The organism is Burkholderia sp. AU45274 (assembly GCF_030482505.1).
Lineage (GTDB): Bacteria > Pseudomonadota > Gammaproteobacteria > Burkholderiales > Burkholderiaceae > Burkholderia.
On record NZ_JAUJQE010000001.1, the window covers coordinates 355,069 to 379,272 of the forward strand.

Genomic DNA, 24,204 nt, shown 5'->3' on the forward strand with positions numbered 1-24,204 from the left:
ATGCACGACGAAATCGACGGCGGCGCGTCCTCCGCGCCGGTGTGGCCCGCGTTCGCCGACCTGATGTCGGTGCTGCTCGGCGCGTTCGTGCTGATCCTCGTCGGCGTGATCGGCATGCAGCTTCAGCTCACGTCGAAGCTCGAGGAAGCCGTGCGTGCGCGCCAGCAGGAAGCACAGCAGCGCAAGTCGCTCGAGCAGGCGCTTGCCGGGCCGCTCGCGGCCGGCCGCGTGACGCTCGTGAACGGCCGTATCGGCATCAGCGGCAACGTGCTGTTCGCATTGAATTCCGACCAGTTGCAGCCCGCGGGCCGTGACCTGCTGAAGACGCTGGCCGCGCCGCTGGGCGCCTACCTGACGACGCGCGACGAGATCCTGATGATCAGCGGCTTCGCCGACGACCAGCAGGTGCATGCCGGCAACCGCCTGTTCGCGGACAACTGGGAACTGTCGGCCAAGCGCGCGTTGACGGTCACGCGTGCGCTGATCGACGCCGGCGTGCCGGCGTCGTCGGTGTTCGCGGCCGCGTTCGGCTCCGAGCAGCCGGTCAGCTCGAATGCGGACGATGAAGGCCGCGCGAAGAACCGCCGCGTGGAGATCGCGCCGGTGCCGCGCAAGTCGGCATCGAACGGAGGGAAGACGAAGTGACCGGCGAAGCGACGCACGTTCGCGCGACGCTCGACGCATGGCGCGAGCAGGGCGCCGACCGGCTCGATCCGGTGCGCTTTCACCGGATCGACGCGCTCGAACGGCGCGCGGCCGCGCTCGAAGGCGATGCGCGCGCGTTGCTCGATGCGCGGCTGGCGACGTTGCTCGAAGGCTTCGCGGAAGTCGTTGCGCGCGCCGATGAAACGGCAACCGCAAGCGGCGCGGCAGGTACGCCCGCACGCGGTGCGCTGGCGGAACTCGTCGAGCGGCTCGCGCGCGATGCGCAGGCCGACCGGCGCGGGCTCGATCCCGAGCTGGTCGACTACTTCCGCACGATGTGGTCGAAGGTCCGCACGGAACAGCAGTACCGCCAGTCGCTCGACCAGGTGCCGCGCAACGCCGGGCCGCTCAATTCGAACAGTCTCGTGCACCGGTCGCTCGCGACGATGCGCGAGTTGTCGCCGGCTTATCTGCAGCAGTTCCTGTCGTATGTCGACGCGCTCGCGTGGCTCGAGGATCTCGCCGGCGGCGGCGCGCAGCCCGAGAAGGAAGCGCCGCGCGCGAAGGCGACCAAGCCGGCGAAGAAGGTGACGCAGGTGACGCGCGCGAAGGCGCGGTAACGAACGCGGGTTGCTACCGGCCCGGCTCGGCCTCCTGGATGACCGTGCGCAGCGCGTGCAACGCCTCGGCCAGCGCCGACGCGAACGGCGGATGCGCGGCGATCCCCGCCGCGTCGAGCTGGCTCCCGAGGATCGGCAGCGTGATCGACGCGCGCTCGACGATGTTCGCCGACATCACCGACAGCGTCTCCCGCAGCGCCGCGTCCGCATGCGTCGCACGCGGCGACGCATTCAGCACCGCGACCGGCTTGTACACGACGGCCTCGCATCCCACGATCCAGTCCAGCGCATTCTTCATCACGCCCGTTACGCCGTGCGCGTATTCCGGGCTGGCGATCAGCAGGCCGTCGGCGGCATTTACACGGTCGATCAGGTCGCGCACCGAGGCGGGCGACGGATATTCGGTATCGGGATTGAACAGCGGGAATTCGCCGAGACGATCGAAGCGCACGATGCGCATGCCGTGCGGCGCGACGCGCGCGGCCGCGTCGAGCAACGCGGCGTTGTACGACTGCGCGCGCAGGCTGCCGCACAGCGCGACGATGTCGACGTGGCGGTCGGAGTCGGTTCGGGAATCGGTGGTCATCGATGTGCGTGTCGGTTGGCGCGTCGCGTAGCAGCGAGCGTCGCGTGGGTCGCACGGATTATCGCACCGGCGTTCGGGCGGCACCGGCCATCCCCGCCGCGCGCGCGAACTCCCCGATCTCCCATCCATGACCGAGCATCAGCCGCCGCGTATGCAGCGCGCCGTGCACGTCGTCGGCGACGGTTTCGCCGAGATAACGCAGCGCACGGCCGTCGATATCGACGAAGCCGTGCCGGTAATCCTGCGCGAGCGCCGTCCACAACTGCGCGGCGCCGACCGACTGGCGCGCGCCGCTGATCAGGCACAGGCCCGCGTCGAGCCCCCAGCGATACAGCGTCGTCGCGAGCCCCTTGCGCTGCGCGGACCCGCGCAGCCGCGTATGCGGCGCGCGCAGGTAGCGGTCGGCGCGGCGCGGGATTTCGGGCAGGCGGTTGAACACCGTATAGCCGGCGAGCTGGCGCGCGGCCGGATCTTCGACATACAGGAAGTACTCGCCGTCCGCCTCGCGGTGGCGGACGATCAGGCCGGAGCGGCCGAGCGCGACCGCCGGCAGGCCGTGCAGGCGATGGCCGGGCTGGTGGAGACGCGCGTAGAGCGTGTCGAGTTCATCGTCGATGTCGTGCTGGGAATGCTGTACGTCGATACGCATGGCAAAGGTCGCCCGTCCCGGGCGGTCCGAGAAAGTGGTTCATCGCAAAGGGGAAAGGAATGGCTGCGGCCCCCGGGCTCGGCGAAGCGAGCCGGGGCCGCGAATCAGCTGGGGATGTGCTGGAAACCGGCAGCGATCGCGGCGAGGCCCGCGATGCAGAGTGCGAACAGGATCAGGACTTTGTGGATCACGTCTCTCTCCTCAAGAATGCGCGGCGCCGGAGGGCGGCATCGCGGAGACGGTGAGCGGCGGGCACGGCCCGCGCGGCCGTCGTGCGGGAGGACGGTCGAAGGTCCGGGCGACAGCGCGCGGGTCGGGCGCCGTATCGCACGCGGACGGGCAGCACCATACGCGACGTGATCCGGGTGGGCAATCGGACTGGGGGGTGAAAAGCGACGAAAGGCGGAGAATCGCGTCGTTTCGCGACAATTGGCCGCATGAGGGTGTGCTACGACCTGCGGCAGCCGGCCCCGCCATTGCCACCGTATCAAGCCGGCGCGCGCTGCCCGAATGCCTGCCTGACCCGCGCAAACCCCCCGTGCTGCTCGATCCATTCGGCATACGCGCGATAGTCGGGGTCGCGCATCAGGTGGCGCTCTTCCGTCTTTGCCCGCGTGTAGTAGATCAGGTTGACCGCGACGAGCCCCGCGCAGTGCATGAGCCCGACCTGCCAGCCGAGCGGCTCGACGAACGGCACCGACACCATCCAGTACGACAGGTTCTTCGTGATGTACGCCGGATGCTTCGTGAAGCGGTACGGGCCCGACGTGATGATCCCGCGGTTCGTCAGGTTCGAGAACCGCAGCCCGAACGAGATCGTGCACAGCGCGTAGGTCAACAGCAGCAGGATGATCGCCGCGCCCCAGATCACGCGCAGCGTCGGGGCCGACATCAGCCAGTTGTCCCAGAACATCGAGCCTTCGTAGCGGATGTAGTTGTTCGAGAACAGCGACCAGAACGGCTGGTAGCACATCAGCGCGGCCACCCAGCCGAGCGTCGTCGGCTCGACGGTGCGCACGTGGCTGTCGAGGATGCGGAACGTGCACAGATAGCCGACGGTGCCGAACATCAGGTCCATCGTGAACGACAGGTCGTACATGAACACGAAGGTCGCGATCGTCATCGGCGCGTGCATCGCGTTCGCGAGCGACGCGGTCAGGTGATCGGCGTCCTTCGACAGGTAGACGGTCATCAGCGGCAGGAAGAACGCCTTCACGCCCCAGCCGGCCAGCATCTCGCGCACCGGCTTCCAGCTCGCGGGCTGCTCGCGGCGGAACAGGAAGCGGCCCCACAGCAGGTACGCGTCGTCGGTCTCGCGCTGGTGGCGGTCCATCCACGCGAAGTAGAACGGCGCGGCGACGATCACGTACGGCGCGAGCGAGCGCAGCAGCGACCAGAACGGCAGGTAGAACCGGCCGTGGTATTCGGGCAGCAGCCAGTAGATCACACCGATGCCGGCATAGATCGACGTCAGCGCGCCGAGCCGCGTCGCGACGCGCGCGATGCCGAGCGGCCGGACGGCCTGCCGCGACAGGCCCGCGCTCGGGCGCAGGTAGACGCGCGAGATGAAGATTTCGTGCAGCGCGATCGTGCCGATGATCGCGAGGCTGGCGATGACCGCGCGCGTGGCTGCGTCGAGGGCCGGCTGGTCGCGCGTGATCCACAGCGCGAAGAGGCCGGCGGCGATGCCGAGCAGGCCGGCGCGCAGCGGCGTGGCGGAACGGGGTGGGCGGTCCTGGACCGCGGCGATGCCGTCAAGCGTGGAATTCATGATCGGATCCTCGTACGGATGAGGGCCGGCGCCCCCGCTTGGCGGGTGACGCCGGCCGTCGGCCGGGCTTTGTATGGATGCGCGCCCGGCCATTGGCCTGTGGTTCTGATAGGTAAAGCGTTACTTCTTGTTGCCGCCGCCCAGCAGACCGCCCAGGAGGTTCGTCACCGGCGACAGCAGGTTGCCGGCGCCGCCCGCGGCACCCCCAGTCGAGCCGCCGGTCAGGCCGCCCACCACGGAGCCGCCACCCGCCGGCGTCGTGACCGAGCCGGCCGCACCGCCGGGGCTGGCTGTGCCGGTGGCGCCCGCGGCGCCTGCCGGCGTCGTCAGCGCACCCGTCACCGTGCCGACCGGGCCGCTCGACAGCAGGCCGCCGAGCGTGCCCGTCACGTTGCCGCCCGGCGTCGTGACCGTGCCGGTGAGGCTGGCGCCGAGCGGCGTCAGCGAGTTGACGAGGTTGGTGACCGGCGCGAGCAGGCCGCCGATCCCCGCGCCACCGGTGCCGCTGGTGCCGCCCGTGCCACTCGTTCCGCCGGTACCGCTCGTGCCGCCCGAACCGAGGCCGCCGAGCGCACCCGTCAGCGAGCCGAGCAGGCCCGTGACCGGTCCGAGCGGGCCGCCGCCGCTGGTGCCGCTGGTGCCGCCCGAACCGCTCGAGCTGCCGCCGCCCAGACCGCCCGTCAGCGTGCCGAGCAGGCCCGTGATCGGGGCGAGCGGGTTGCTGCCGCCGGTGCCGCTGCTGGAGCTGCCCGCGTTGTTGTCGTGGACGAGGCCGCCGGTGGACGTCACCGTGTTGCCGAGCTGCGCCACGACACCGCCGAGCGCGCCGCCCACCGGGTTGTCGGTTGCGCCGCCCACCTTCGTGCCGGCGCCGGCGAGGCCGTTGCCGAGCGCGCTCAGCAGGCCGTTGAGCGGCGTGCCAAGCAGCGTGACGCCGCCGAGCGTCTGCGTGGCGCCCGGCGTCGTGACCCCGCCGGTCAGCGTGTTCGTGATCGGGTTGATCACCTTGCCGACCTGCGTCTCGAGCTGCTGGACCGGCGAGCTGTTCAGCGCCGTGTTGAGGCCCGATGCGGTCGAGTTGACGGCGCCGCCGACGGTGTTGACGAGATCGCCGACGAGCGTCGTGACCGGCGACAGCGGCGACAGCGGGCCGGAGCCGAGGCTCTTCACCGCGTTGCCGAGGTTGTTGACCGCGCCGCCGGTGCCGGTCAGCAGGCCGGTGGTCGACGTCAGCGTCGGTCCGAGCGGGTTGGCCGACACGCCGATCGAGCCGAGGCCGGCCGCGACGCCGTTGCCGAGCGCCTGCACGCCGTTGCCGAGGCTCGTGACCGCGTTGCCGACGCTGGTGGCCGTCGTCGGGTTCGTGCCGGGGATCTGCACGCCGCCGATCTGCGCGCCGCCGGTTGCGACCGTCGTGCCGAGTGCCGTCACGAGGTTGCCGGATTTCTGGAGGACATTGCCGAGGGGGGTGACGCCGGTGCCGGAGGTGCCCGACGTACCGGAGGTGCCCGACGTGCCCGACGTGCCCGACGTGCCCGACGTGCCGGAGGTGCCCGAAGTACCGGAGGTGCCCGACGTGCCGGAGGTGCCGGACGTACCGGAGGTGCCGGACGTACCGGAGGTGCCCGAAGTACCGGAAGTGCCCGAAGTACCGGAAGTGCCAGACGTGCCGGAGGTGCCGGACGTACCGGAGGTGCCGGAGGTGCCCGAAGTACCGGAAGTGCCCGAAGTACCGGAAGTGCCAGACGTGCCGGAGGTGCCCGACGTACCAGAGGTGCCGGACGTGCCGGAGGTACCCGACGTACCGGAAGTGCCCGACGTGCCGGAGGTGCCCGACGTACCGGAAGTGCCCGACGTGCCGGAAGTGCCCGAAGTACCGGAAGTACCCGACGTACCGGAAGTGCCCGAAGTACCGGAAGTGCCCGAAGTACCGGAGGTGCCCGAGGTGCCGGAAGTGCCCGACGTACCGGAAGTGCCCGACGTGCCGGAAGTGCCCGACGTACCAGAAGTGCCCGACGTACCAGAAGTGCCCGACGTGCCGGAGGTGCCTGACGTACCGGAAGTACCCGACGTACCAGAAGTGCCCGACGTGCCGGAGGTGCCTGACGTACCGGAAGTACCCGACGTACCAGAAGTGCCCGACGTGCCGGAGGTGCCTGACGTACCGGAAGTACCCGACGTACCAGAAGTGCCCGAGGTACCAGAGGTGCCCGACGTACCGGAAGTCCCCGACGTACCTGAACTACCCGAAGTCCCGCCACCCGAAGTACCCGACGTCCCACCACCCGACGTCCCCGAAGTCCCCGAGCTGCCGCCCGTCCCTGACGTGCTCGGCTTGATCGTCGGCGGGGTCGTCGGTCCATCGACCGAGCCGCAACCGTAGAGTGCGAGCAGCGACGAGACGGCCATCGTTACCGTCGTCTTCTTGAAGAGTTTATGCATGTTGGCCTCGACATTGGAAGTGTGTCCAAGCCTCCTCTGCAAATTCCGCGCCACGGCAGCATTCCCGAAACGGTGTCGCGCTTTATTGCAGGATTCGGGAATATACGTGCGATTTAAACGGCGTTCCGGCGGTTTCGCGCGACGGGCACGCAGGGTGCGCCGGCGCGGCGGTTGCGATGTTCCCGAAAGCCGCCGTAACGCGCGGCGCGATGTTACGTAGCGTTCGACATCGCGTGACGCGGGCGGCCTCGAACCGAGGGCCGCATCTTTGACGAAACGCGCCGGCCCGATGAACATGGCGTGACATCCCCGGCTGTCGGCGACGCCGCAACGACCACGACTCCACACAGGACACGGACATGAGCGAACAGGACAGGGAATCCGGCAAGGCGCGACGCATCGACGTGATGGGCGAGGCGTTCGTCGAGCGTGCGATGCGCGACCTCGACGGTTTTTCGCGGCCGCTGCAGAACTGGCTGAACGAGCACGCGTGGGGCAGCACGTGGCAGCGGGGCGGGATCGACCTGAAGACGCGCAGCCTGTGCACATGCGCGATGCTGGCGGCGCTTGGCCGCGGCACGGAACTGAAGGGTCACATTCGCGGCGCGCTCAACAACGGCGCGAGCCTCGTCGAGATTCGCGAGGTGTTGCTGCACAGCGCGCTATACGCGGGCGCGCCGGCCGCGGTCGAGGCATTCCGCAGCGCGCGGGAGGTGATATCGGATCTCGGGCTGTCGGTGCCCGATGACGAAACCTGATGCCGTGCCGGCGGCAGGGCACGGAATCAGGCGCTGTTACGCGGTCCCGGCTTACGCGATGCGTGCCGACGGTGCGGCCACCTCGGCCGGCGCGGCGGCGACTTCGAGCAGCCAGTCGGCGGTGGCTTCCGGAATCGTGACCGGCAGCATGTGCCCGCCCTCGACGACCTTCAGCCGCACGCGCGCCGATTTCTTCGCGAGCGCTTCGCCGTGCTCGCGCCAGTTCAGGATCGGATCGGCACGGCCGTACAGCACGTCGACCGGCAGCGCGAGATCCGGGTAGCGGCGTTCCATCGCGGGCAGGTCGACCGGCGCCGACAGCAGGTCGGTCGCCGTCGCGTAAAACACGTGCGGGCGCATCCCGAGCAGCCCGCCACCCTTGACCGGGAAGTCGCGCGGCACGTCTTCCGGCGCGAACACCTGGCGCACGGCCTGGCGGCCGGTCAGGATCGTCAGCGGAATCGCGAAGGTCCACGACACGAAGCGGCGCACCAGCGGCGACGGCAGCATCAGCGGCTTGAACGGCGCCGGCGGCTCGCTCTGCTCGTGCGACAGCGGCGCGATCAGCGCGAGGCGGCTCACGCGGTCCGCATGATTGAGCCCGACCGCGAGCGCGATCGCGCCGCCGAGCGAGTGGCCGACCAGCACCGGCTTGTCGAGCTTCAGCGCGTCGATGAACGCGGCGACCGTGCGGGCCTGCGCGAACACGTTCGCCTGCGAACCCGCACCGCGGAGCGAGCGGCCGGCGCCCGGCCTGTCGATGAGGATCACGCGATGCTGCTGCGCGAGCCGCGCGAGCGGCAGGTACGCGAAATTGCGCAGCTGCCCCGCGAGCCCGTGGACGAACACGATCGGCGGGCCGTTGCCGTATTCGACGTAATGGATGCGGTCGCCGCCGATGTCGACGAAGCGGCCTTCGGGCGGAAACGCGCGCGTCACCCGGCGGGCCACGTAACCGGTAAACAGCGCGAGCGCGGCAAGCACCGCGACGACGCCGAGCAGCACGTTCTGGATCAGATGGAGCGTAGGGGTCATGTCGGCCTCAGCGGGTTTCGAGTGCGGGTTCGGCCACCGGCGCCGTGGCGGCCGGGCCGGCTTTTGCGCGGCGCTCGAACTGCATCGCCGAATCGGCGAGTCCGCTGAACTTCAGCGATGCGAGATCGAGCACGTAGTTCTGGTGGAATTTCCACGGCTTGCTGTGTCCCTGCTTCGGCAGGATGCCGGCCGCGCGCTGGATGTAGCCCGAGCTCAGGTTGACGGCCGGCACGTTGCCGGGATCGCCGGCGCCGAGCCGCGGCACGCACGTGTCGTAGCCGTTCGCGCGCATGTGGTTGAGCAGCCGGCACACGTAGCGCGCGATCAGCTCGGCCTTCAGCGTCCACGACGCATTCGTGTAGCCGAACGACGACGCGAGGTTCGGCACGTCGCTGTACATCATCCCCTTGTACGACACGGTGTCCGGCAGGTTGACCGTGCGGCCGTCGACGGTGACGCGCGCGCCGCCGAGCATCTTCACCTTCAGTCCGGTCGCGGTGACGATCACGTCCGCGTCGAGCTGCTGGCCGCTCTTCAGCTTGAGGCCGGTCGGCGTGAAGCGCTCGATCTCGTCGGTGACGATCGACGCGCGGCCCGCGCGGATCGCCTTGAACAGGTCGCCGTTCGGCACCAGGCACACGCGCTGGTCCCACGGCATGTAGCGCGGCGTCAGGTGCTTCGCGACGTCGAAGCCGGGGCCGACCTGCTTGCTGGCCGCGCGGATGATGAACTGCTTCGTCCGGTCGGGCTTGCGGCGCGACACGTTGTACAGGTACATCGTCAGCAGCACGTTCTTCACGCGCACGAGCCGGTGCGCGAGCCGCGACGGCAGCACGCGGCGCAGCGCGTTCGCGATCTTGTCGCGCGCGGGCAGCGACACGATGTAGGTCGGCGAGCGCTGCAGCATCGTCACGTGCTGCGCATCGGCCGCCATCGACGGCACGAGCGTGACGGCCGTCGCGCCGCTGCCGATCACGACCACGCGCCGGTTCGCGTACGACAGGTCCTTCGGCCAGTGCTGCGGATGCACGAGCTTGCCTTCGAACGTGTCCATCCCGGCCCAGTCGGGCAGGTAGCCGGCGTCGTAGTCGTAATAGCCGCTGCACATGAACAGGAAGCGGCAGGTGTAGACGAGCGTGTCGGTCGCACCGTCCCGCGTGCGCTCGATGCGCACCGTCCAGCGCGCGCGGTTCGAGTCCCAGTCGGCTGCAATCACCTTCTGGCCGTAGCGGATCGTCTTGTCGATGCCGTATGCGTGCGCGGTGTCGCGGATGTAGTCGAGGATCGTCTGGCCGTCCGAGATCGCCTTGTCGCTGTGCCACGGCCGGAAGCTGTAGCCGAGCGTGAACATGTCGGAATCCGAACGGACGCCCGGATAGCGGAACAGGTCCCAGGTGCCGCCGATCGCGTCGCGCGCCTCGACGATCGCGACGCTCGCATACGGGCAGCGCTGCTTCAGGTGATAGGCCGCGCCGATGCCGGACAGGCCGGCGCCGACGATCAGCACGTCGAGGTCGCTACTGTCGCCGCGGGCGTCGGGGGCGGGCGGCGCGTCGCGCCGGTCGGTCGTCGTCGAGGTCATGCAGGGTCCTTGGTCGGCGTGGTCGGGCGCGCGGCCGGGGCGTGCGCGCGTTCAAGGTTGCGGGCGCGGGCGCGGCGCACGTGGCGCAGCATCAGCCACTGGTAGCCGGCGCCGAGCACGCGGGCGATCCGGTCGAGCCGGCGCGCGTCGGCGCCGACGAGCACGCGGCGCGCATTGCGCTCGACCCCCGCGAGGATCTGCCGCGCGGCGTCGTCGGCCGTCGTCGCGTTGATCAGGCGGTTGGCCTGGCGGCGATGGGTCGCTTCGTCCTGGCCCGTGAGCGCATGGATGCTGGTATCGACGCGGCTTGCGTCGACGATGTTCGTCGCGACGCCGCCCGGATGCACGCAGGTCGCGCTCACCGGTGCGCCGTCGAGTTCGAGCTCCATCCGCAGCGCCTCGGTGAAGCCGCGCACCGCGAACTTGGTCGCGTTGTACGCGCTTTGGGTGGGCATCGCGACGAGGCCGAACAGGCTCGACGTGTTGACGACGTGCCCGTCGCCCGACGCGCGCAGATGCGGCAGGAACGCCTGCGTGCCGTGCACGACGCCCCAGAAGTTGATGCCGACGATCCATTCGAGATCGGCGATGCGCGCGGTCTCGGCGCTGGCGGCCAGCGACACGCCCGCGTTGTTGAAGACCAGGTTGACCTTGCCGTGCTCGGCGCGCACGAAATCGGCCCACGCGAACACCGCGTCGCGGTCGGCGACGTCGAGCCGCCGCGTGCTCACGCGCACGCCGTGCTGCGCGCAGGCGGCCGCCGTGCCGGCGAGCCCGACGTCGTTGACGTCGGCGAGTGCGACCTCGCAGCCGCGCCGCGCGAGCTCGACCGCGAGGCTGCGGCCCATGCCCGAACCGGCGCCCGTGATCGCGGCGACCTTGCCGGAAAACCCCTTCATCCGTCGTTCCTCCCGTTCCGCTTGCGCTGTACCGGCGGCGCATCTATTGTGGTGTTGTTCGTCACCACTTTAGTTTTCGGGTGTCCTGATGTCAAATAGCGGAATGGAGAAAGCACTCGAAACGGAAAAAACGGAAAAAAGGGGCCGGTCGTATGGCGGCGTGGCGCCCGAGGTGCGGGCCGCGGAGCGGCGCGACGCGCTGATCCGCGCGGCGACGCGCGTGTTCGGCACGGTCGGGTTCCGCAAGGCGACCGTGCGGTCGATCTGCCAGGAAGCGAAGCTGAACGATCGTTATTTTTATGCGGCGTTCGACAGCACCGACGATTTGCTGCGCTGCACCTACCTGCATCATGCGCAGCAGCTGCACGAGGCGGTCGGGCGGGCGGTGGCCGAGCGCGGCGGCGATCTGCACGAGAGCGTCGACGCGGGGCTCGCCGCATTCTTCGCGTTCCTGCGCGACCCGTGCGCGGCGCGCGTGCTGCTGCTCGAGGTGATGGGCGTGAGCGCGGATACCGACATGACCTACCAGCGCATGCTGATCGACTTCGGCAAGCTCATCATGGCGATCGGCGCGCCGCGCGAAGCGGCAACACCGGCGGAGCGCACCGAGCAGCGGCTGATCGGGCTCGCGCTCGTCGGCGCGATGACGAACGTCGGCGCGGCGTGGCTGCTCACCGACTATCGCGATCCGGAGGCGCAGATGGTCGCGAGTTGCAGGAAGGTGCTGCTGGGGACGCTGCGGGAGGTGGGGTAGCGGTAATGCGTGATTTGACGGTTCGCCATCAATCACGCGTTGATATGGGCGGCCAACCAGATCTTGGCCGGTTGCAAACAATGAGAGGTATGTCGTGGATATCGAATCGTCGGGAGCGTCTCAAGCAACGCTGGTGTTGCTGACGCTGTTGTCTCTAAGTGAGCGCGAAATCGAACAGGGCCATTTTCGTCCTGTCGAGTCCGTGTTTGCGGATATCGAGTGCTGCGACGAATGAGTCCCGAACGTAACGTCTTCCGGTTCGACTGACACGCTAACGCGTGCGGGGTCGCTTCGCGGCTACGCCCCCCACCGTCTCCCCGATCCTCGCCTTCATCGCGTCGACAAACGCCCGCACTTTCGGCGAAGGCAGCCGCGTCGACGGATACACCGCGTGAATCCCGGCCGGCGCCGAGCGCCACGCAGGCAGCAGCCGCACGAGCCGGCCCGCCGCGACGTCGTCGGCGGTCGAGAAATCCGTCAGCAGCCCGAAGCCGCCGCCCGCGAGCACGATCGCGCGGCACGCGGTGGCGGTGTTCGACACGACCGGTGCGACGCAGCGCACGGAAGCGGTGTTGCCGTTCGCGTCTTCCAGTTTGACCGTATGCGCGTGCGGCAGCGACGACAGCATCACGAACGGCAGCGCGGCGAGCGCATCCGGCTCTTGCGGCCGCCCATGGCGCGCAACGAACGCGGGGCTCGCGACCAGCCATTTCTCGTACGTGCCGAGCTGCACCGCCCGATAGTTCGAATCGGCGAGGCGGCCGATGCGGATCGCGACGTCGAGGTTGTCCGCGACGAGATCGACCACGCGGTCGTTCGCGACGAGTTCGACGTCGAGCCCCGGATGCCGGTCGCGCAACGCGACGACGGCAGGCGCGACGACCAGCGCGCCGTAGTCGATCGGCACGCTCACGCGCAGCGTGCCGCGCAGCGGCCCCGCGTCGGACGACACCGCATCGAGCGCGCTTTCGGCGGCGCGCACGATGTCGCGGCACGCGTCGTAGAACGCCCGCCCCGCGTCGGTCACGCTCAGCCGCCGGGTGGTGCGCACCAGCAGGTTCGCGCCGACCTCGGATTCGAGGCGCTGCATGTGCGTGCTGACGACCGTCTTCGCCAGGCCGAGCCGCTCGGCGGCGGCTGTCAGCGAGCCGGCGTCGACCACCGCGACGAAGATCGCCAGCCGGTTCAGGTTCACGTCGCGTAGATCGGCCATCGTCGATTGTCCTATGGAACAGGATGATGTTTCCGCGATTATCCGTCTTCTGGTGACGAACGGCGAGCGCTACGCTGCGGTTGTGCGTCGCCGATCCCCGGCGGCGCGAGAGTCCGGAGCGTTTCCATGTCTGCCGCCAACAAGCCTGCTTCCCCGATCCGTGTGTATTCGTTCCTGCTGTCCGGGCACGCTCATCGCGTCCGGTTGTTCCTGTCGCTGCTCGGCCTGCCGTCCGAGACCGTCGACGTCGATCTGGCCGCCGGCGCGCAGCGCGAACCGGCGTTTCTGGCGCTCAATCCGCTCGGGCAGGTGCCCGTGATCGACGATGGCGGCACGGTGATCGCCGATTCGAACGCGATCCTCGTCTACCTCGCGAAGCGCTACGGCGACGCGCACTGGCTGCCCGACGATCCGGCCGGCGCGGCGGTCGTGCAGCGCTGGCTGTCGTATGCGGCGGGGCCGATCGCATCGGGGCCGGCCGCCGCGCGGCTCGTGACCGTGTTCGGCGCGCAGCTCGACCAGGAGGCCGCCAAGCGCACGGCCGCCAAAGTGCTCGACGTGATCGACGGCGAGCTGGCCGGCAAGCCGTTTGCCGCCGGCGCGCAGCCGACGATCGCCGATGTCGCCGCGTATTCGTACATTGCGCACGCGCCGGAGGGCGGCGTGTCGCTCGAACCGTATCCGCACGTGCGTGCGTGGCTGGCGCGCATCGAGGCGCTGCCGGGCTTCGTCGCGATGCCGACGACGCGCGTGGGCCTGCTCGCCGCGTAACACCCACCGAAGCCGAGCCTGTTCAGGGAGAACGCGATGAATGCCCCGACTGTTCCGACCGCCGTCGTACCGGGCTGGGAACTCGACACCGCGCCGTTTCATGCGGGCGAGCTCGCCGTGCAGCAGCGCGCGGGCGTGACGGAGGCCGCGGGTTCGGCCGGCCGGCGAGGGATCCGGCGCTTCATGCCGGACCAGCACCGGACGTTTTTCGCGCAACTGCCGTTCTTCGTGCTCGGTGGCGTTGATGCGCACGGCCAGCCGTGGGCGACGCTGCGGGCCGGCGCGCCGGGGTTCGTGACGTCGCCCGATGCGCGCACGCTGCGCATCGCGGCGCGCGCGCTGCCGGGCGATCCGCTGACCGGCGCGTGGCAGCCGGGCGCGCCGCTCGGCGGGCTCGGGATCGAATTCGATACGCGACGGCGCAATCGCGTCAACGGCGTCGTGCGCGCGGTCGACGGCGATGCGCTGACGATCGCGGTCGAGCAGAGCTTCGGCAACTGCGCGAAGTACATCCAGGGGCGCAAGCCGACGTTCGTCGCACGGGAAGTCGATGCCTCCGCGCGGCCCGACGTGTCGGACGCGTTGAGCGACGCCGATCGCGCGCTGCTCGCGCAGGCCGACACGTTCTTCGTCGCGAGCGCGAACACGTCGGCGGACGCGGGCGCCGCGCGCGGCGCGGACGTGTCGCATCGCGGCGGGATGCCGGGTTTCGTGCGCGTCGACGATGCGCGCACGCTGACGACGCCGGATTTCAGCGGCAACCGCTTCTTCAATACGCTCGGGAACCTGCAGCACGATCCGCGTGCGGGGCTGCTGTTCGTCGATTTCGATAGCGGCGACTTGCTGTACGTGGCCGCGCGCGCCGAGATCGTGTGGGACGGGCCGCTCGTCGCGTCGTTCGACGGTGCGCAGCGGGTCGTGCGGTTCCATGTGCGGGAAGTGCGGCGCATGCGCGCGGTGCTGCCGTTTCGGTGGTCGGCGGTCGAGCGTGCGCCGCAGTTCGCGGCGATGGCGGCGGGGATGGTTTCGGGAGTGGGCGCAGCCACTGGGGCGGCGGTGCCGTCCGCTTCCGCTCCTGAATCAACATTAACAGCGGCATCGGCATCGGCATCGGCATCGGCATCGGCATCGGCATCGGCATCGGCATCGGCATCGGCATCGGCATCGGCACCTGCACCTGCACCCGCACCCGCACCCGCACCCGCACCCGCACCCGCACCCGCACCCGCACCCGCACCCGCATGGCGGCCGCTGCGCATCGCGAAGGTCGTCGACGAAGCGCGCGCGATCCGCTCGTTCCATTTCGAACCGGTGGACGGCGGCCCGTTGCCCGCCTACGAAGCCGGGCAGCACCTGACGCTGCGCATCGCGCTGCCGGGCAGCGATTCGCCGGCGATTCGCAGCTACACACTTTCCGATGCACCGGGCGGCGCGCATTACCGGATCACCGTGAAGCGCGAAGGGCGCGTCTCGGCGTGGCTGCACGATCACGCGCACGCGGGCATGACGCTCGACGCGCAGATGCCGCGCGGCCGCTTCTCGTTCGATCTCGCCAGCCCGCGCCCGGCCGTGCTCGTGTCGGCCGGCATCGGCATCACGCCGATGATCGCGATGTTGCGCCGTGCGCTGGCCGACGCTCAACCGTCGCGCCGCGTGGTGTTCGTACACGGTGCGCGTGAAGCGGCTGATCGACCGTTCGCCGAGGAACTGGCACGTGTCGCCGCCACCGACGCGCGCTTGTCGCTCCACTGGTTCGACAGTCATCCTCACGAAGGCGCGGCAGCGCATGCCGGCCGCATCGACATCGCACAGCTGAAGCGGATCCTTTCGTTCGACGATTACGATTTCTACCTCTGCGGGCCGTCGGCATTCATGCGCGACTTGTACGACGGATTGCGCGCACTGAACGTGCCGGACGAACGCATCCGTTTCGAGGCATTCGGGCCGTCGAGCGTGGCACGCAGCGCGACCCGCACGACTGCCGCACCGGCGGCGGAGAGCGTGCCGGTCGTCTTCCGACGCACCGGCCGCGAAGCCGCGTGGACGCCCGCCGACGGCACCTTGCTCGAATTCGCGGAAGGGCAGCGCGTGGACGTGCCGTCCGAATGCCGCTCCGGCTCATGCGGCACGTGCGCGACGCGCGTGCTGTCCGGCGCGGTCGACTACAAGCAGGCGCCCGATGCCACGGTCGAACCCGGTTGCGCGCTGCTGTGCGTCGCGCGGCCCGCGAAGGGGACGGAACCGCTCGTGCTCGACCGCTGACGCACGCTGCGACATGCGGCCGCAGACGGCCTGCTGCGCGAAAAGCGCGCGCAACTGCTTCTTTTTTCGAATGCCGGTTGGATCGACGATAGCGTCAACCGATAGATGAAAGGAGCGCAATCATGAAACTGCTCGGCATGATCAAACTGGTTCTGTGGAGTTTCTTCGGCGTACGCAACAGCAAGGCGCACGCGACCGATCTCGCGAACGCGAACTTCACGATGCTGCCGTTCGTGGCGATCATCCTCGCAGTGCTCGTCGGCGCGGTCATCTACGGCGTCGTGCACCTGGTCGTCGATCCGACCGTGACGATGCAGGGGTTCTGAGCAGACGGCCGACGAATCGCGAGCGGGCGAACGTGCCCGCTTCGGTTTCCGGCCGTATGTCCAGCGCGCAACGGCGCCGGCCGTTGACGCGGGCGCGCACGACGCAAGTCACGCGCCCATCGGCACCGTCGTCGTGCCGCGCGAATCGCGCTGTCCTCATTCCCGCCTTCCCCGTTTCCCGTTTCGCCCGATTCCAGGTCGGTCAGCCCCGCCCGGGGTAAAATGCGCGCCGCGCCGCGATGTCGCGCGCGACGGGCACGCCGCCGTTCCAGCGAACGGTGCGCGCAAGTGCGTCGCGCCCGCACCGAGGCGTTCGAAGCGTCCCCCCGCATGACAAGACCGCGCGATGCCGCCGGCCGCCCGACACGCCCCCGACGAACCCGTCGACGGCCGCGTCGGTTCCCGGCGCATCACCTGAATCCGACGTCCCATCCTGCGTCTTCCTGACCGAGCGGCCCGCTTGCGTGCCGCATCGTCCGGTTCGTCTGATGAATGTCGCGCACGGGCACGCTTCGCAGCTTCGTAAACGGTTTCGACAGGGTCGAGTGGCGAGTTTTCCATCCAGAACAATGACGGTGAATAGAACAACAGCGTCGCGCGCACGGCGGCGCGCGAAAGTCGGGCTTGGCGTCGGTCTCGGCATCACGCTTTTCGCGGCTCAGGCCGCCGCGGCGCAGGGCGACACGCCGGCGCCGGACACGGAGGCGGCCGGCAGCGCGACGCTGCCGACGATCACGGTGAGCGGCGAGCGCGGCAACGCGCTGCGCGTACGCAACGCATCGGTCGCGGGGCTCGACGACACGCCGCTGCGCGACACGCCGGCGTCGGTGAGCGTCGTCACGCGCGCGCAGCTCGACGACCAGCAGGCGAAGCGGTTGAGCGACGTCGTGCGCAACGACGCATCGGTCGTCAACGACTATGCGCCGGTCGGCTATTTCGAAGGGTTTGCGATCCGCGGCTTCCCGGTCGATCTCGCGAGCGCGATCCGGATCGACGGGCTGACGGTGTCCGGCGAGCAGAACGTGCCGCTCGAGAACAAGGAGCGCGTCGAGATCCTGAAGGGGCTCGCGGGCATCGACAGCGGCGTCGTCGCGCCGGGCGGCGTGATCAACTTCGTGACGAAGCGCTCGGCGAACGTCGCGAGCGTGACGGGCGGCGTCGACAGCCGCGGCTCGACGTCGGCGGCCGTCGATCTCGGCCGCCGTTTCGGCCCCGACAATCAGTTCGGCTTCCGGATCAATGCCGCGAAGGAGAACATGCACTCGTACATCGACGGCACGAACGGACGGCGCACGTTCGGCTCGATCGCCGCCGACTGGGACATCAGCCCGCGTGCGAGCCTGCAGCTCAACGCCGAATTCCAGCAGTGGATCCAGCGTTCCGCACCCGGCTATCAGCTGCTTGGCGGCACCGTCGTGCCGTCGGTCAAGACGACGTCGAAGGCGCTCGGCACGCAGCCGTGGGCGAAACCGCTGACGACCGACGCGCTGAACCTGAACGCGCGCTTCGACTACCAGTTCAACGACGACTGGAAGGCCTACATCGCCGCCGGCCGCAGCCGCACGATGATCGACGACAACAGCGCGTTCGCCTATGGTTGCTCGACACAAGGTAGCTGCACGGCCGGCGCGACGTCGCCGTTCTTCTTCGGCGCGAACGGCGACTATGACGTCTACGACTTCCGCAGCCCCGGCGAATATCGTCGCAACGACGACCTGCGTGCGGTCACGACCGGCAAGTTCGCGACGGGCCCGCTGCGGCACGAGCTGACGCTCGGCGTGAGCGTGCAGCGCCGCGTCGTGAGCATGGCCGACGCCGTGTACGACATCAGAGGTAGCGAGAACATCTACGGGCCCGACACGACGTTTTCTCCGTCGCCGAATTCGCCCGGCCCGTCGTATCCGCGCCTCGATGCGTGGCAGTACGGCGTGTTCGGGCTCGACCGCATCAGCATCGGCGAACACTGGCAGGTGCTCGCGGGCGGCAAGGAAGTGCTGCTGCGCCAGCGCAGCTGGAGCAGCCTCGACGGCGACGCGACGCATACCGACCGCTCGGTGTTCCTGCCGCAGGTGGCGCTCGTCTACAAGCCGGTGAACGTGCTGTCGCTGTACGCGTCGTACAGCAAGGCGCTGTCGCTCGGCGACCAGGCGCCCGTGCGTGCGACCAACGCGTATGCGTTCCTGCCGCCGGTCGAATCGCACCAGTTCGAGGTCGGTGCAAAATACGACTGGCTCGACCGGCTGAGCCTCACGGCCGCCGTGTTCTCGATCAGCAAGCCGTTCCAGTTTGCCGACCCGGACGCATCGGGCACGCGTTACACGTTCGTGCAGCGCGGCACGCAGCGGCACCAGGGGATCGAGCTCGGCGCGGCCGGGCGCGTGACCGAGCGCCTGGGGCTGACGGCCAGCGTCGCGGCGATTCGTGCGCGTGCGTACGATTCCGGGTCGCCGGCGTATGAAGGGCACCAGATCATCAACGTGCCGGCGCTGCGCGCGACAGTGTATGCGGATTACGCGGTGCCGGGCGTCGCGGGGCTGAACGTGCTGGGCGGCGTCGAGTACAGCGCGGCCCGCAACGCGAACGAGGAGGGCACCGCGCGCGTGCCGTCGTGGTTCGTGTTCAATCTCGGCGCACGCTATACGACGAAGATCGGCGGCCATCGCACGGTGCTGCGCGTGTCGGTGGACAATCTGTTCAACAAGTTCTACTGGCGCGACGCGGGCGAGCAGCAAGGCGATGCGTACCTGTTCCCGGGTGCGCCGCGCACCGCGCGCGTGTCGTTGACCTATGATTTCTGATCGTCCGGAACCGGCCGCGTGATGCGCGGCCCCGGCAGCCAACCTGGAGAGCACAGACGATGTCCCCACTCGAAATCGCCGGCGTGATCGTCAGCGCGCTCGCGATCTGGCTGACCGCGAAGCGGCGCATGCTGTGCTGGCCGGTCGGGCTCGTGTCGGTCGCGCTGTACGGCTGGATCTTCTTCGACGCGAAGCTGTATTCGGACATGCTGCTGCAGGGCGCGTTCGCGGTGCTGCAGGTGTACGGCTGGCAACGCTGGCTCGCGCAGCGTGCGAGCGAGGCCGACGGCAGCGCGGCGCCCGCTGGCGACGTGGCGCCCGTCACGGGCGTGCGGCCGCTGCAGATGCTGCCCGACCTGATCGCGGCCGTCGTCGGCAGCGCGCTGCTCGGCGGGATGATGGCGCGCTGGACCGATGCGGCGCTGCCGTTCGTCGATGCATCGCTGACCGCGTTCAGCCTCGTCGCGCAATACTGGACCGCGCGGCGCTACATCGCGTCGTGGGGGCTGTGGATCGTCGTGAACGTCGTGTATGTCGGGATGTTCGTGTTCAAGGAACTGTATCTGACGGCCGGACTCTATGCGCTGTTCATCGGGCTGGCCGTCGTCGGCTGGCGCGACTGGAGCCGCACGGCCGCGGCGCTGCGCGCGGCGGCCGGCGGTGCGCTGGCAACCGGCGGCGGCGCGCGCTGATCCACGTGCCGATCTGAATCAACCACGGAGCAACGTCGTTCATGTCATTCCCCCTCGAGCCGGACGGATCCCTGCCGCGTGACGTCGCCCCGCCGCAATTCGGCGTCGACGGCGAGCAGGCCGAGCGCGACTGGCCGCTGATGACGCACGACGAGGTGGCGGCGGTGCTCGCCCGGATCGACGGCGCCGGCGAGCCCGCGCGGCTCACATGGCACAGCCCGCGGCAGTTCGCGGCGGCCGTCCTGGTGCAGATGACGGACGGGCGCGGGCTGTTCGTCAAGCGTCATCATGTGAGCCTGCGCGATGTCGCAGGGCTCGAGGAAGAGCATCGTTTCATCGCGCATCTGCGCGAGCGCGGGATGCCGGTGGTCGACATTCTTGCCGATCGCGACGGCGCGACCGCATTCGCATCCGGCGACTGGACCTACGAGGTGCACGTCCGGGCGCCGGGCGTCGACCCATATCGCGGCGTGATGTCGTGGCAGCCGTTCATGCATGCTTCGCACGCGTACGCGGCCGGCCGCGCGCTGGCCGAGCTGCATCGCGCGTCGGCCGGCTACGATGCGCCGGCGCGGCCCGTGCGTACCCTGCTGTCGAGCTTTCGCGTGCTGTCGTCCGCCGATCTGGCGGGCGCGCTCGAACGCTGGGTCGACGCGCAGCCGCTGCTCGTGCGCGCGCTCGGTGCGCGTGACTGGCGCGGCGACGTGGCCGATGCGATCGGCCCGTATCATGCGCGCCTCGTGCCGCTGTTGCCTGCGCTGCCGCCGCTGTGGACGCACGGCGACTGGCATGCGTCGAACCTGTTGTGGACCGAAGCGGGGCCCGGTGCGCAAGTACGGACCGTGCTGGATTTCGGGCTGTCGGATCGCACCTGCGCGGTGATGGATCTCGCGCTCGCGATCGAGCGCAATACGGTCGACTGGATGGCGCCGGCCGATGCGCGGCGCGTCGAGTATGCGCAGATCGATGCGCTGCTCGACGGGTACGAATCGCTCGAACCGCTGGGCGACGAAGCCTATGCGGCGCTGGTCGCGCTGCTGCCGATCGTGCATACGGAGTTCGCGCTGTCGGAAGTCGCTTATTTCGGTTGCATCATCGATGCACCGGCCATCGTCGATATCGCGTACGACGGCTATCTGATCGGTCATGCTCGCTGGTTCGGCGAGCGCGACGGGCGGCAATTGCTTGACTGGCTCGTGCAGCGGCGGCGCGCGAAGCGAGGGGCTGCCTGATTCGCCGGCGGAGAATCGCTGCGCACGTGTGCCGATTCCCCGTGCTACCGCCATCTTCCGTGCGGCCGTCGCGCCGTACGTTCATCGAATTCTCCTGATCGCCGAAGCGGGGCATGGCTCTCGCAGGGCGCCGCACGCGCGCACGCGGCCGCCCCCAACATGACGGAAATATCATCTTCGCCTCATGTTCGCACTGCGGCCGAACCGTAGCATCGGTCGCGAACCGTTACCGCAGAACCGAACATGCTCAAGCTCAACCTCGCCGTGGTCATCGTCTTCGCGATGGCCGCGACGGCTCATGCGCAGCCGTCGCTGTCGCCGGGGCCGGCCCTGTCTGCTTCCGGCAGCGTCGCGCCGATCAGCGCACCGCCCCCCGACGCTCTCCCGTCCAACTCATTGACGCTTGCCGATGCGCTATCGGTCGCGGCCCGGAACAATCCGGCGCTGCGCGGCGCGCGCGCGGACGTCGATGCGTCGGCCGGTGCACTGATGCAGGCCGGCGCGCGTCCCAATCCCGAAGTGTCGTTCCTGCAGGAAGGGTTCCGCCGCGCCGAACGCACGTCGACCGCGCTGATCAACCAGACGATCGAACTCGGCGGCAAGCGCAGCGCGCGGCTCGATGTCGCGTCGTACGGCAGGGAAGCGGCCAATGCATCGCTCGACGAGCAGGGCGCCGTCGTGCGCGCCGACGTGATCGCCGCGTTCTACGGCCTGCTCGCCGCGCAGCGCCAGCTTCAGGTGACGGAGGAATCGGCCGCGATCGCCGCGCGCTCCGCGGATCTCGCGAGCCGCCGGGCGCAGGCCGGCAAGGTGTCGCCGGTCGAGGCGACCAAGGCGCACGTGGCGGCGGCCGGCGTGCAGATCGAAGTGGTGACGGCGCGCGGCCGTGTCGAGGTCGCGCGCGAGAAGCTGAACGCGGTGATGGGCGAGGCGCGCGACGGCCGGCTTGCCGTGCAGGGCGACCTCGAAGCCGTGCCGCCGGTCGAGCCGTTGTCCGCGCTGACCGCGCAGCTCGATGATTCCCCGCTTGCACGGATCGCGCGCGCCGAGATGCTGCGCTCGAACGCGGCCGTGTCGCTCGAACGTGCGCGGCGCATTCCGGACGTGACGATCAGCGCGGGCGTGAAGCGCGTGACCACGGGCGGCGTGCCGGACAACCAGGCGGTGGTCGGTGTGTCGATCCCGATTCCGCTGTTCAACACGAACAAGGGCGCGCTGCTCGAGGCGACGCACAAGGCCGCGCGCGCGAATGCCGATCTCGATCGCGAACGCACGCGCCTGCGGCTGGACCTCACGCAGGCATACGTGAATTTCGAAGCCGCCGCGCAGGAAGCGCAGCGGTTGAAGGCCGACATCCTGCCGGCCGCGCGCCTTGCGCTCGACGCGATGTCGCGCGGCTACGAGCTCGGGAAGTTCAGCTTCCTCGACGTGCTCGACGCGCAGCGCACGCTGTTCCAGGGCCAGTCGCAATACGTGCGTGCGCTCGCCGATGCCCATACGGCTCGCGCCGACATCGGCCGGCTGGTCGGAACGCCACTTGCGCCGTTCGCACCAGCACCGGTCGCGCAATAGCGCAACGGACGCCTCTTTTACCTGAAGGATCACCATGTCACGCAACAGAATCCTGATCATCGCGGCGGTCGTGCTCGGCAGCGCCGGGATCGTCATCGGCGCACTCGGCGTCACGCGCAACGGCGGCGGCAACGGCGCGTCCGCATCGGCGGCCGTTGCCGCTTCATCCACCGAAGCCACCGGCGAGCGCGGCGGTGTCGTGCTCAAGCGCGGCAAGCTGTCCGTCGAAATCGTGATGACGGAGAAACCCGGCGACGCGCGCCTCATCGTCTATCCGTTCGTCGACGGCAAGCCGGCGGACAAGGGCGTCACCGTGTCCGGCACGCTGGTTCGTTACGACCGCACGCACGAGCCGTTGCGTTTCGACGCGGCCGGCCAGAAGTTCGTATCCGCGCAGTCGATCGGCAAGCCGCACGTGTTCGACGCGACGATCGACGTGAAGGCGGGCAATGAATCGGCATCGTTCCCGTTCGCCCGCGCCGACGGCGCGATCGCGTTGACCGACGCGCAATTGGCGACCTCGAAGATCGCGCTGGCGAAGGCCGGCCCCGCCCAGATCGCGACGCCGTTCCAGTTGCCGGGCGAGATCAAGTTCAACGAGGATCGCACCGCGCACGTGGTGCCGCGCGTGGCCGGGATCGTCGAGCAGGTGTCGGTGTCGCTCGGGCAGAACGTCGCGAAGGGGCAGGTGCTGGCCGTGATCGCGAGCACCGATCTCGCCGACCGGCGCAGCGAGCTGCTGACGGCCGAGCGCCGGCTGTCGGGCGCCCGCGCGACCTACGAGCGCGAGCGCACGCTGTGGAAGGAGCGCATCTCGGCCGAGCAGGACTACCAGCAGGCGCAGGTGCAGTTGCGTGAAGCCGAGATCGCCGTGCAGAACGCGCGACAGAAGCTCGCCGCGCTGAATGCGCCGGTCGGCGCGGGCGCGCTGAACCGCTACGAACTGCGCGCGCCGTTCGCGGGCACGATCGTCGAGAAGCACGCGACGCCGGGTGAAGCGATTGCCGCCGACGCCAGCATGTTCGTGATCTCTGATCTCTCGACGGTATGGGCCGAGATGGCCGTGCCGGCGCAGCGGCTGAACGACGTGCGGGTCGGCCGCGATGCGACGGTCATCGCGACCGCGTTCGAATCGCGTTCGAGCGGCCCGATCGCGTACGTGGGGTCGCTGCTCGGCGAACAGACGCGCACCGCGCCGGCGCGCGTCGTGCTGCCGAACCCGGACGGCGTGTGGCGGCCCGGGATGTTCGTGAACGTGTCGGTCGACGCGGGCAAGCAGGGCGTGCCGCTCGCGGTCGCGAGCGACGCGCTGCAGGACGTCGACGGCGCACCGTCCGTCTTCGTGCGCTCGTCGAAGGGTTTCGTCGCGCAGGCCGTCGAAACGGGCCGGCGCGACGAACGGGCGACCGAAGTGCTGAAGGGGCTCAAGCCGGGCCAGGAATACGCGGCGTCGAACAGCTTCGTGCTGAAGGCCGAACTCGGCAAGGGGAGTGCGGAACATGAATGAGCGCTACGTGTGTGCCGTTGCGCGCCTCGCGGCCCGATATGCGGCCCGCTTTCCGGCCCGCCGGGTGACCGGCCGGGCGGCCCGTCCGTC

21 protein-coding genes are annotated in these 24,204 nt (G+C 69.5%); 13 read left to right on the plus strand and 8 right to left on the minus strand.

The window, feature by feature from the left end; translation table 11 throughout:
* The gene (locus tag QZM35_RS01675) at positions 1-645 is read left to right on the plus strand and encodes an OmpA family protein (protein ID WP_089428192.1); all 645 of its coding nucleotides are present in this window, start codon (positions 1-3) and stop codon (positions 643-645) included.
* Positions 642-1,265 (plus strand): DUF2894 domain-containing protein, encoded by a 624-nt coding sequence (locus QZM35_RS01680; protein WP_089428191.1) that lies wholly within the window; start codon positions 642-644, stop codon positions 1,263-1,265. The genes QZM35_RS01675 and QZM35_RS01680 overlap by 4 nt, the downstream gene beginning before the upstream one ends.
* 13 nt (positions 1,266-1,278) lie before the next feature.
* Here the strand turns inward: QZM35_RS01680 and QZM35_RS01685 are convergent, their stop codons facing one another.
* The 4 genes from QZM35_RS01685 to QZM35_RS38125 all read right to left on the minus strand — a co-directional run bounded on the left by QZM35_RS01685 (position 1,279) and on the right by QZM35_RS38125 (position 6,713).
* A complete protein-coding gene (locus QZM35_RS01685) occupies positions 1,279-1,851 on the minus strand; it encodes an NADPH-dependent FMN reductase (RefSeq protein WP_089428190.1) in 573 nt (190 codons plus the stop codon).
* A 58-nt stretch (positions 1,852-1,909) separates the two neighbouring features.
* A complete protein-coding gene (locus QZM35_RS01690; protein WP_089428189.1) occupies positions 1,910-2,500 on the minus strand; it encodes a histone acetyltransferase in 591 nt (196 codons plus the stop codon).
* 487 nt (positions 2,501-2,987) lie between these two features.
* Positions 2,988-4,271: an isoprenylcysteine carboxylmethyltransferase family protein gene (locus tag QZM35_RS01695; RefSeq protein WP_301775278.1), complete on the minus strand. Its 1,284-nt coding sequence runs from the start codon at positions 4,269-4,271 to the stop codon at positions 2,988-2,990.
* A gap of 120 nt (positions 4,272-4,391) precedes the next feature.
* A complete protein-coding gene (locus QZM35_RS38125; RefSeq protein ID WP_367620777.1) occupies positions 4,392-6,713 on the minus strand; it encodes a collagen-like triple helix repeat-containing protein in 2,322 nt (773 codons plus the stop codon).
* A gap of 359 nt (positions 6,714-7,072) precedes the next feature.
* Here QZM35_RS38125 and QZM35_RS01710 point away from each other — a divergent pair, with 359 nt between their 5' ends.
* Positions 7,073-7,471, plus strand: a complete 399-nt coding sequence (locus QZM35_RS01710; RefSeq protein WP_089428183.1) for a carboxymuconolactone decarboxylase family protein — start codon at positions 7,073-7,075, stop codon at positions 7,469-7,471.
* A 51-nt stretch (positions 7,472-7,522) separates the two neighbouring features.
* Here the strand turns inward: QZM35_RS01710 and QZM35_RS01715 are convergent, their stop codons facing one another.
* From QZM35_RS01715 to QZM35_RS01725, 3 genes are read right to left on the minus strand one after another with little or no spacing between them, the layout of a single operon-like run.
* Positions 7,523-8,506 carry an alpha/beta fold hydrolase gene (locus tag QZM35_RS01715; RefSeq protein ID WP_089432240.1) on the minus strand — a complete coding sequence of 328 codons (984 nt, stop codon included), beginning with the start codon at positions 8,504-8,506 and terminating at the stop codon, positions 7,523-7,525.
* 7 nt (positions 8,507-8,513) lie between these two features.
* Positions 8,514-10,088 carry an NAD(P)/FAD-dependent oxidoreductase gene (locus tag QZM35_RS01720; RefSeq protein WP_089432241.1) on the minus strand — a complete coding sequence of 525 codons (1,575 nt, stop codon included), beginning with the start codon at positions 10,086-10,088 and terminating at the stop codon, positions 8,514-8,516.
* On the minus strand, positions 10,085-10,987 hold the full coding sequence (locus QZM35_RS01725) for an SDR family oxidoreductase (RefSeq protein ID WP_089432242.1): 903 nt from the start codon (positions 10,985-10,987) through the stop codon (positions 10,085-10,087). Before QZM35_RS01725 ends, QZM35_RS01720 begins: the two co-directional genes overlap by 4 nt.
* 103 nt (positions 10,988-11,090) lie before the next feature.
* On the opposite strand from QZM35_RS01725, the gene QZM35_RS01730 reads away from it, so the two are divergent.
* Together QZM35_RS01730 and QZM35_RS01735 are read left to right on the plus strand one after the other, a co-directional pair.
* Positions 11,091-11,741, plus strand: a complete 651-nt coding sequence (locus QZM35_RS01730; RefSeq protein WP_256976871.1) for a TetR/AcrR family transcriptional regulator — start codon at positions 11,091-11,093, stop codon at positions 11,739-11,741.
* Positions 11,742-11,835: 94 nt separating this feature from the next.
* Positions 11,836-11,976 (plus strand): hypothetical protein, encoded by a 141-nt coding sequence (locus tag QZM35_RS01735; protein WP_301775280.1) that lies wholly within the window; start codon positions 11,836-11,838, stop codon positions 11,974-11,976.
* Between the two features lie 36 nt (positions 11,977-12,012).
* Here the strand turns inward: QZM35_RS01735 and QZM35_RS01740 are convergent, their stop codons facing one another.
* Positions 12,013-12,954 (minus strand): LysR family transcriptional regulator, encoded by a 942-nt coding sequence (locus tag QZM35_RS01740; RefSeq protein WP_089428179.1) that lies wholly within the window; start codon positions 12,952-12,954, stop codon positions 12,013-12,015.
* Positions 12,955-13,080: 126 nt separating this feature from the next.
* Between QZM35_RS01740 and QZM35_RS01745 the strand changes: the two genes are divergently transcribed.
* The 8 genes from QZM35_RS01745 (at position 13,081) to QZM35_RS01780 (ending at position 24,114) form a co-directional block, all read left to right on the plus strand.
* Positions 13,081-13,725 (plus strand): glutathione S-transferase family protein, encoded by a 645-nt coding sequence (locus QZM35_RS01745; protein ID WP_089432244.1) that lies wholly within the window; start codon positions 13,081-13,083, stop codon positions 13,723-13,725.
* A gap of 36 nt (positions 13,726-13,761) precedes the next feature.
* On the plus strand, positions 13,762-15,987 hold the full coding sequence (locus QZM35_RS01750) for a pyridoxamine 5'-phosphate oxidase family protein (RefSeq protein WP_301775281.1): 2,226 nt from the start codon (positions 13,762-13,764) through the stop codon (positions 15,985-15,987).
* A gap of 122 nt (positions 15,988-16,109) precedes the next feature.
* The gene (locus QZM35_RS01755; protein WP_043178166.1) at positions 16,110-16,313 is read left to right on the plus strand and encodes a DUF2970 domain-containing protein; all 204 of its coding nucleotides are present in this window, start codon (positions 16,110-16,112) and stop codon (positions 16,311-16,313) included.
* A 569-nt stretch (positions 16,314-16,882) separates the two neighbouring features.
* Complete coding sequence (locus QZM35_RS01760; RefSeq protein WP_301775282.1) at positions 16,883-19,111, plus strand: TonB-dependent siderophore receptor; 2,229 nt, start codon at positions 16,883-16,885, stop codon at positions 19,109-19,111.
* Positions 19,112-19,170: 59 nt separating this feature from the next.
* On the plus strand, positions 19,171-19,803 hold the full coding sequence (gene pnuC, locus QZM35_RS01765; RefSeq protein ID WP_124576161.1) for a nicotinamide riboside transporter PnuC: 633 nt from the start codon (positions 19,171-19,173) through the stop codon (positions 19,801-19,803).
* A gap of 41 nt (positions 19,804-19,844) precedes the next feature.
* Entirely contained in the window at positions 19,845-21,035 is a 1,191-nt protein-coding gene (locus QZM35_RS01770; RefSeq protein ID WP_301775283.1) for a phosphotransferase enzyme family protein, read from the plus strand.
* A gap of 243 nt (positions 21,036-21,278) precedes the next feature.
* Entirely contained in the window at positions 21,279-22,607 is a 1,329-nt protein-coding gene (locus tag QZM35_RS01775) for a TolC family protein (RefSeq protein WP_301775284.1), read from the plus strand.
* Between the two features lie 34 nt (positions 22,608-22,641).
* On the plus strand, positions 22,642-24,114 hold the full coding sequence (locus tag QZM35_RS01780) for an efflux RND transporter periplasmic adaptor subunit (RefSeq protein WP_174975876.1): 1,473 nt from the start codon (positions 22,642-22,644) through the stop codon (positions 24,112-24,114).
* Positions 24,115-24,204: the final 90 nt, after the last annotated feature.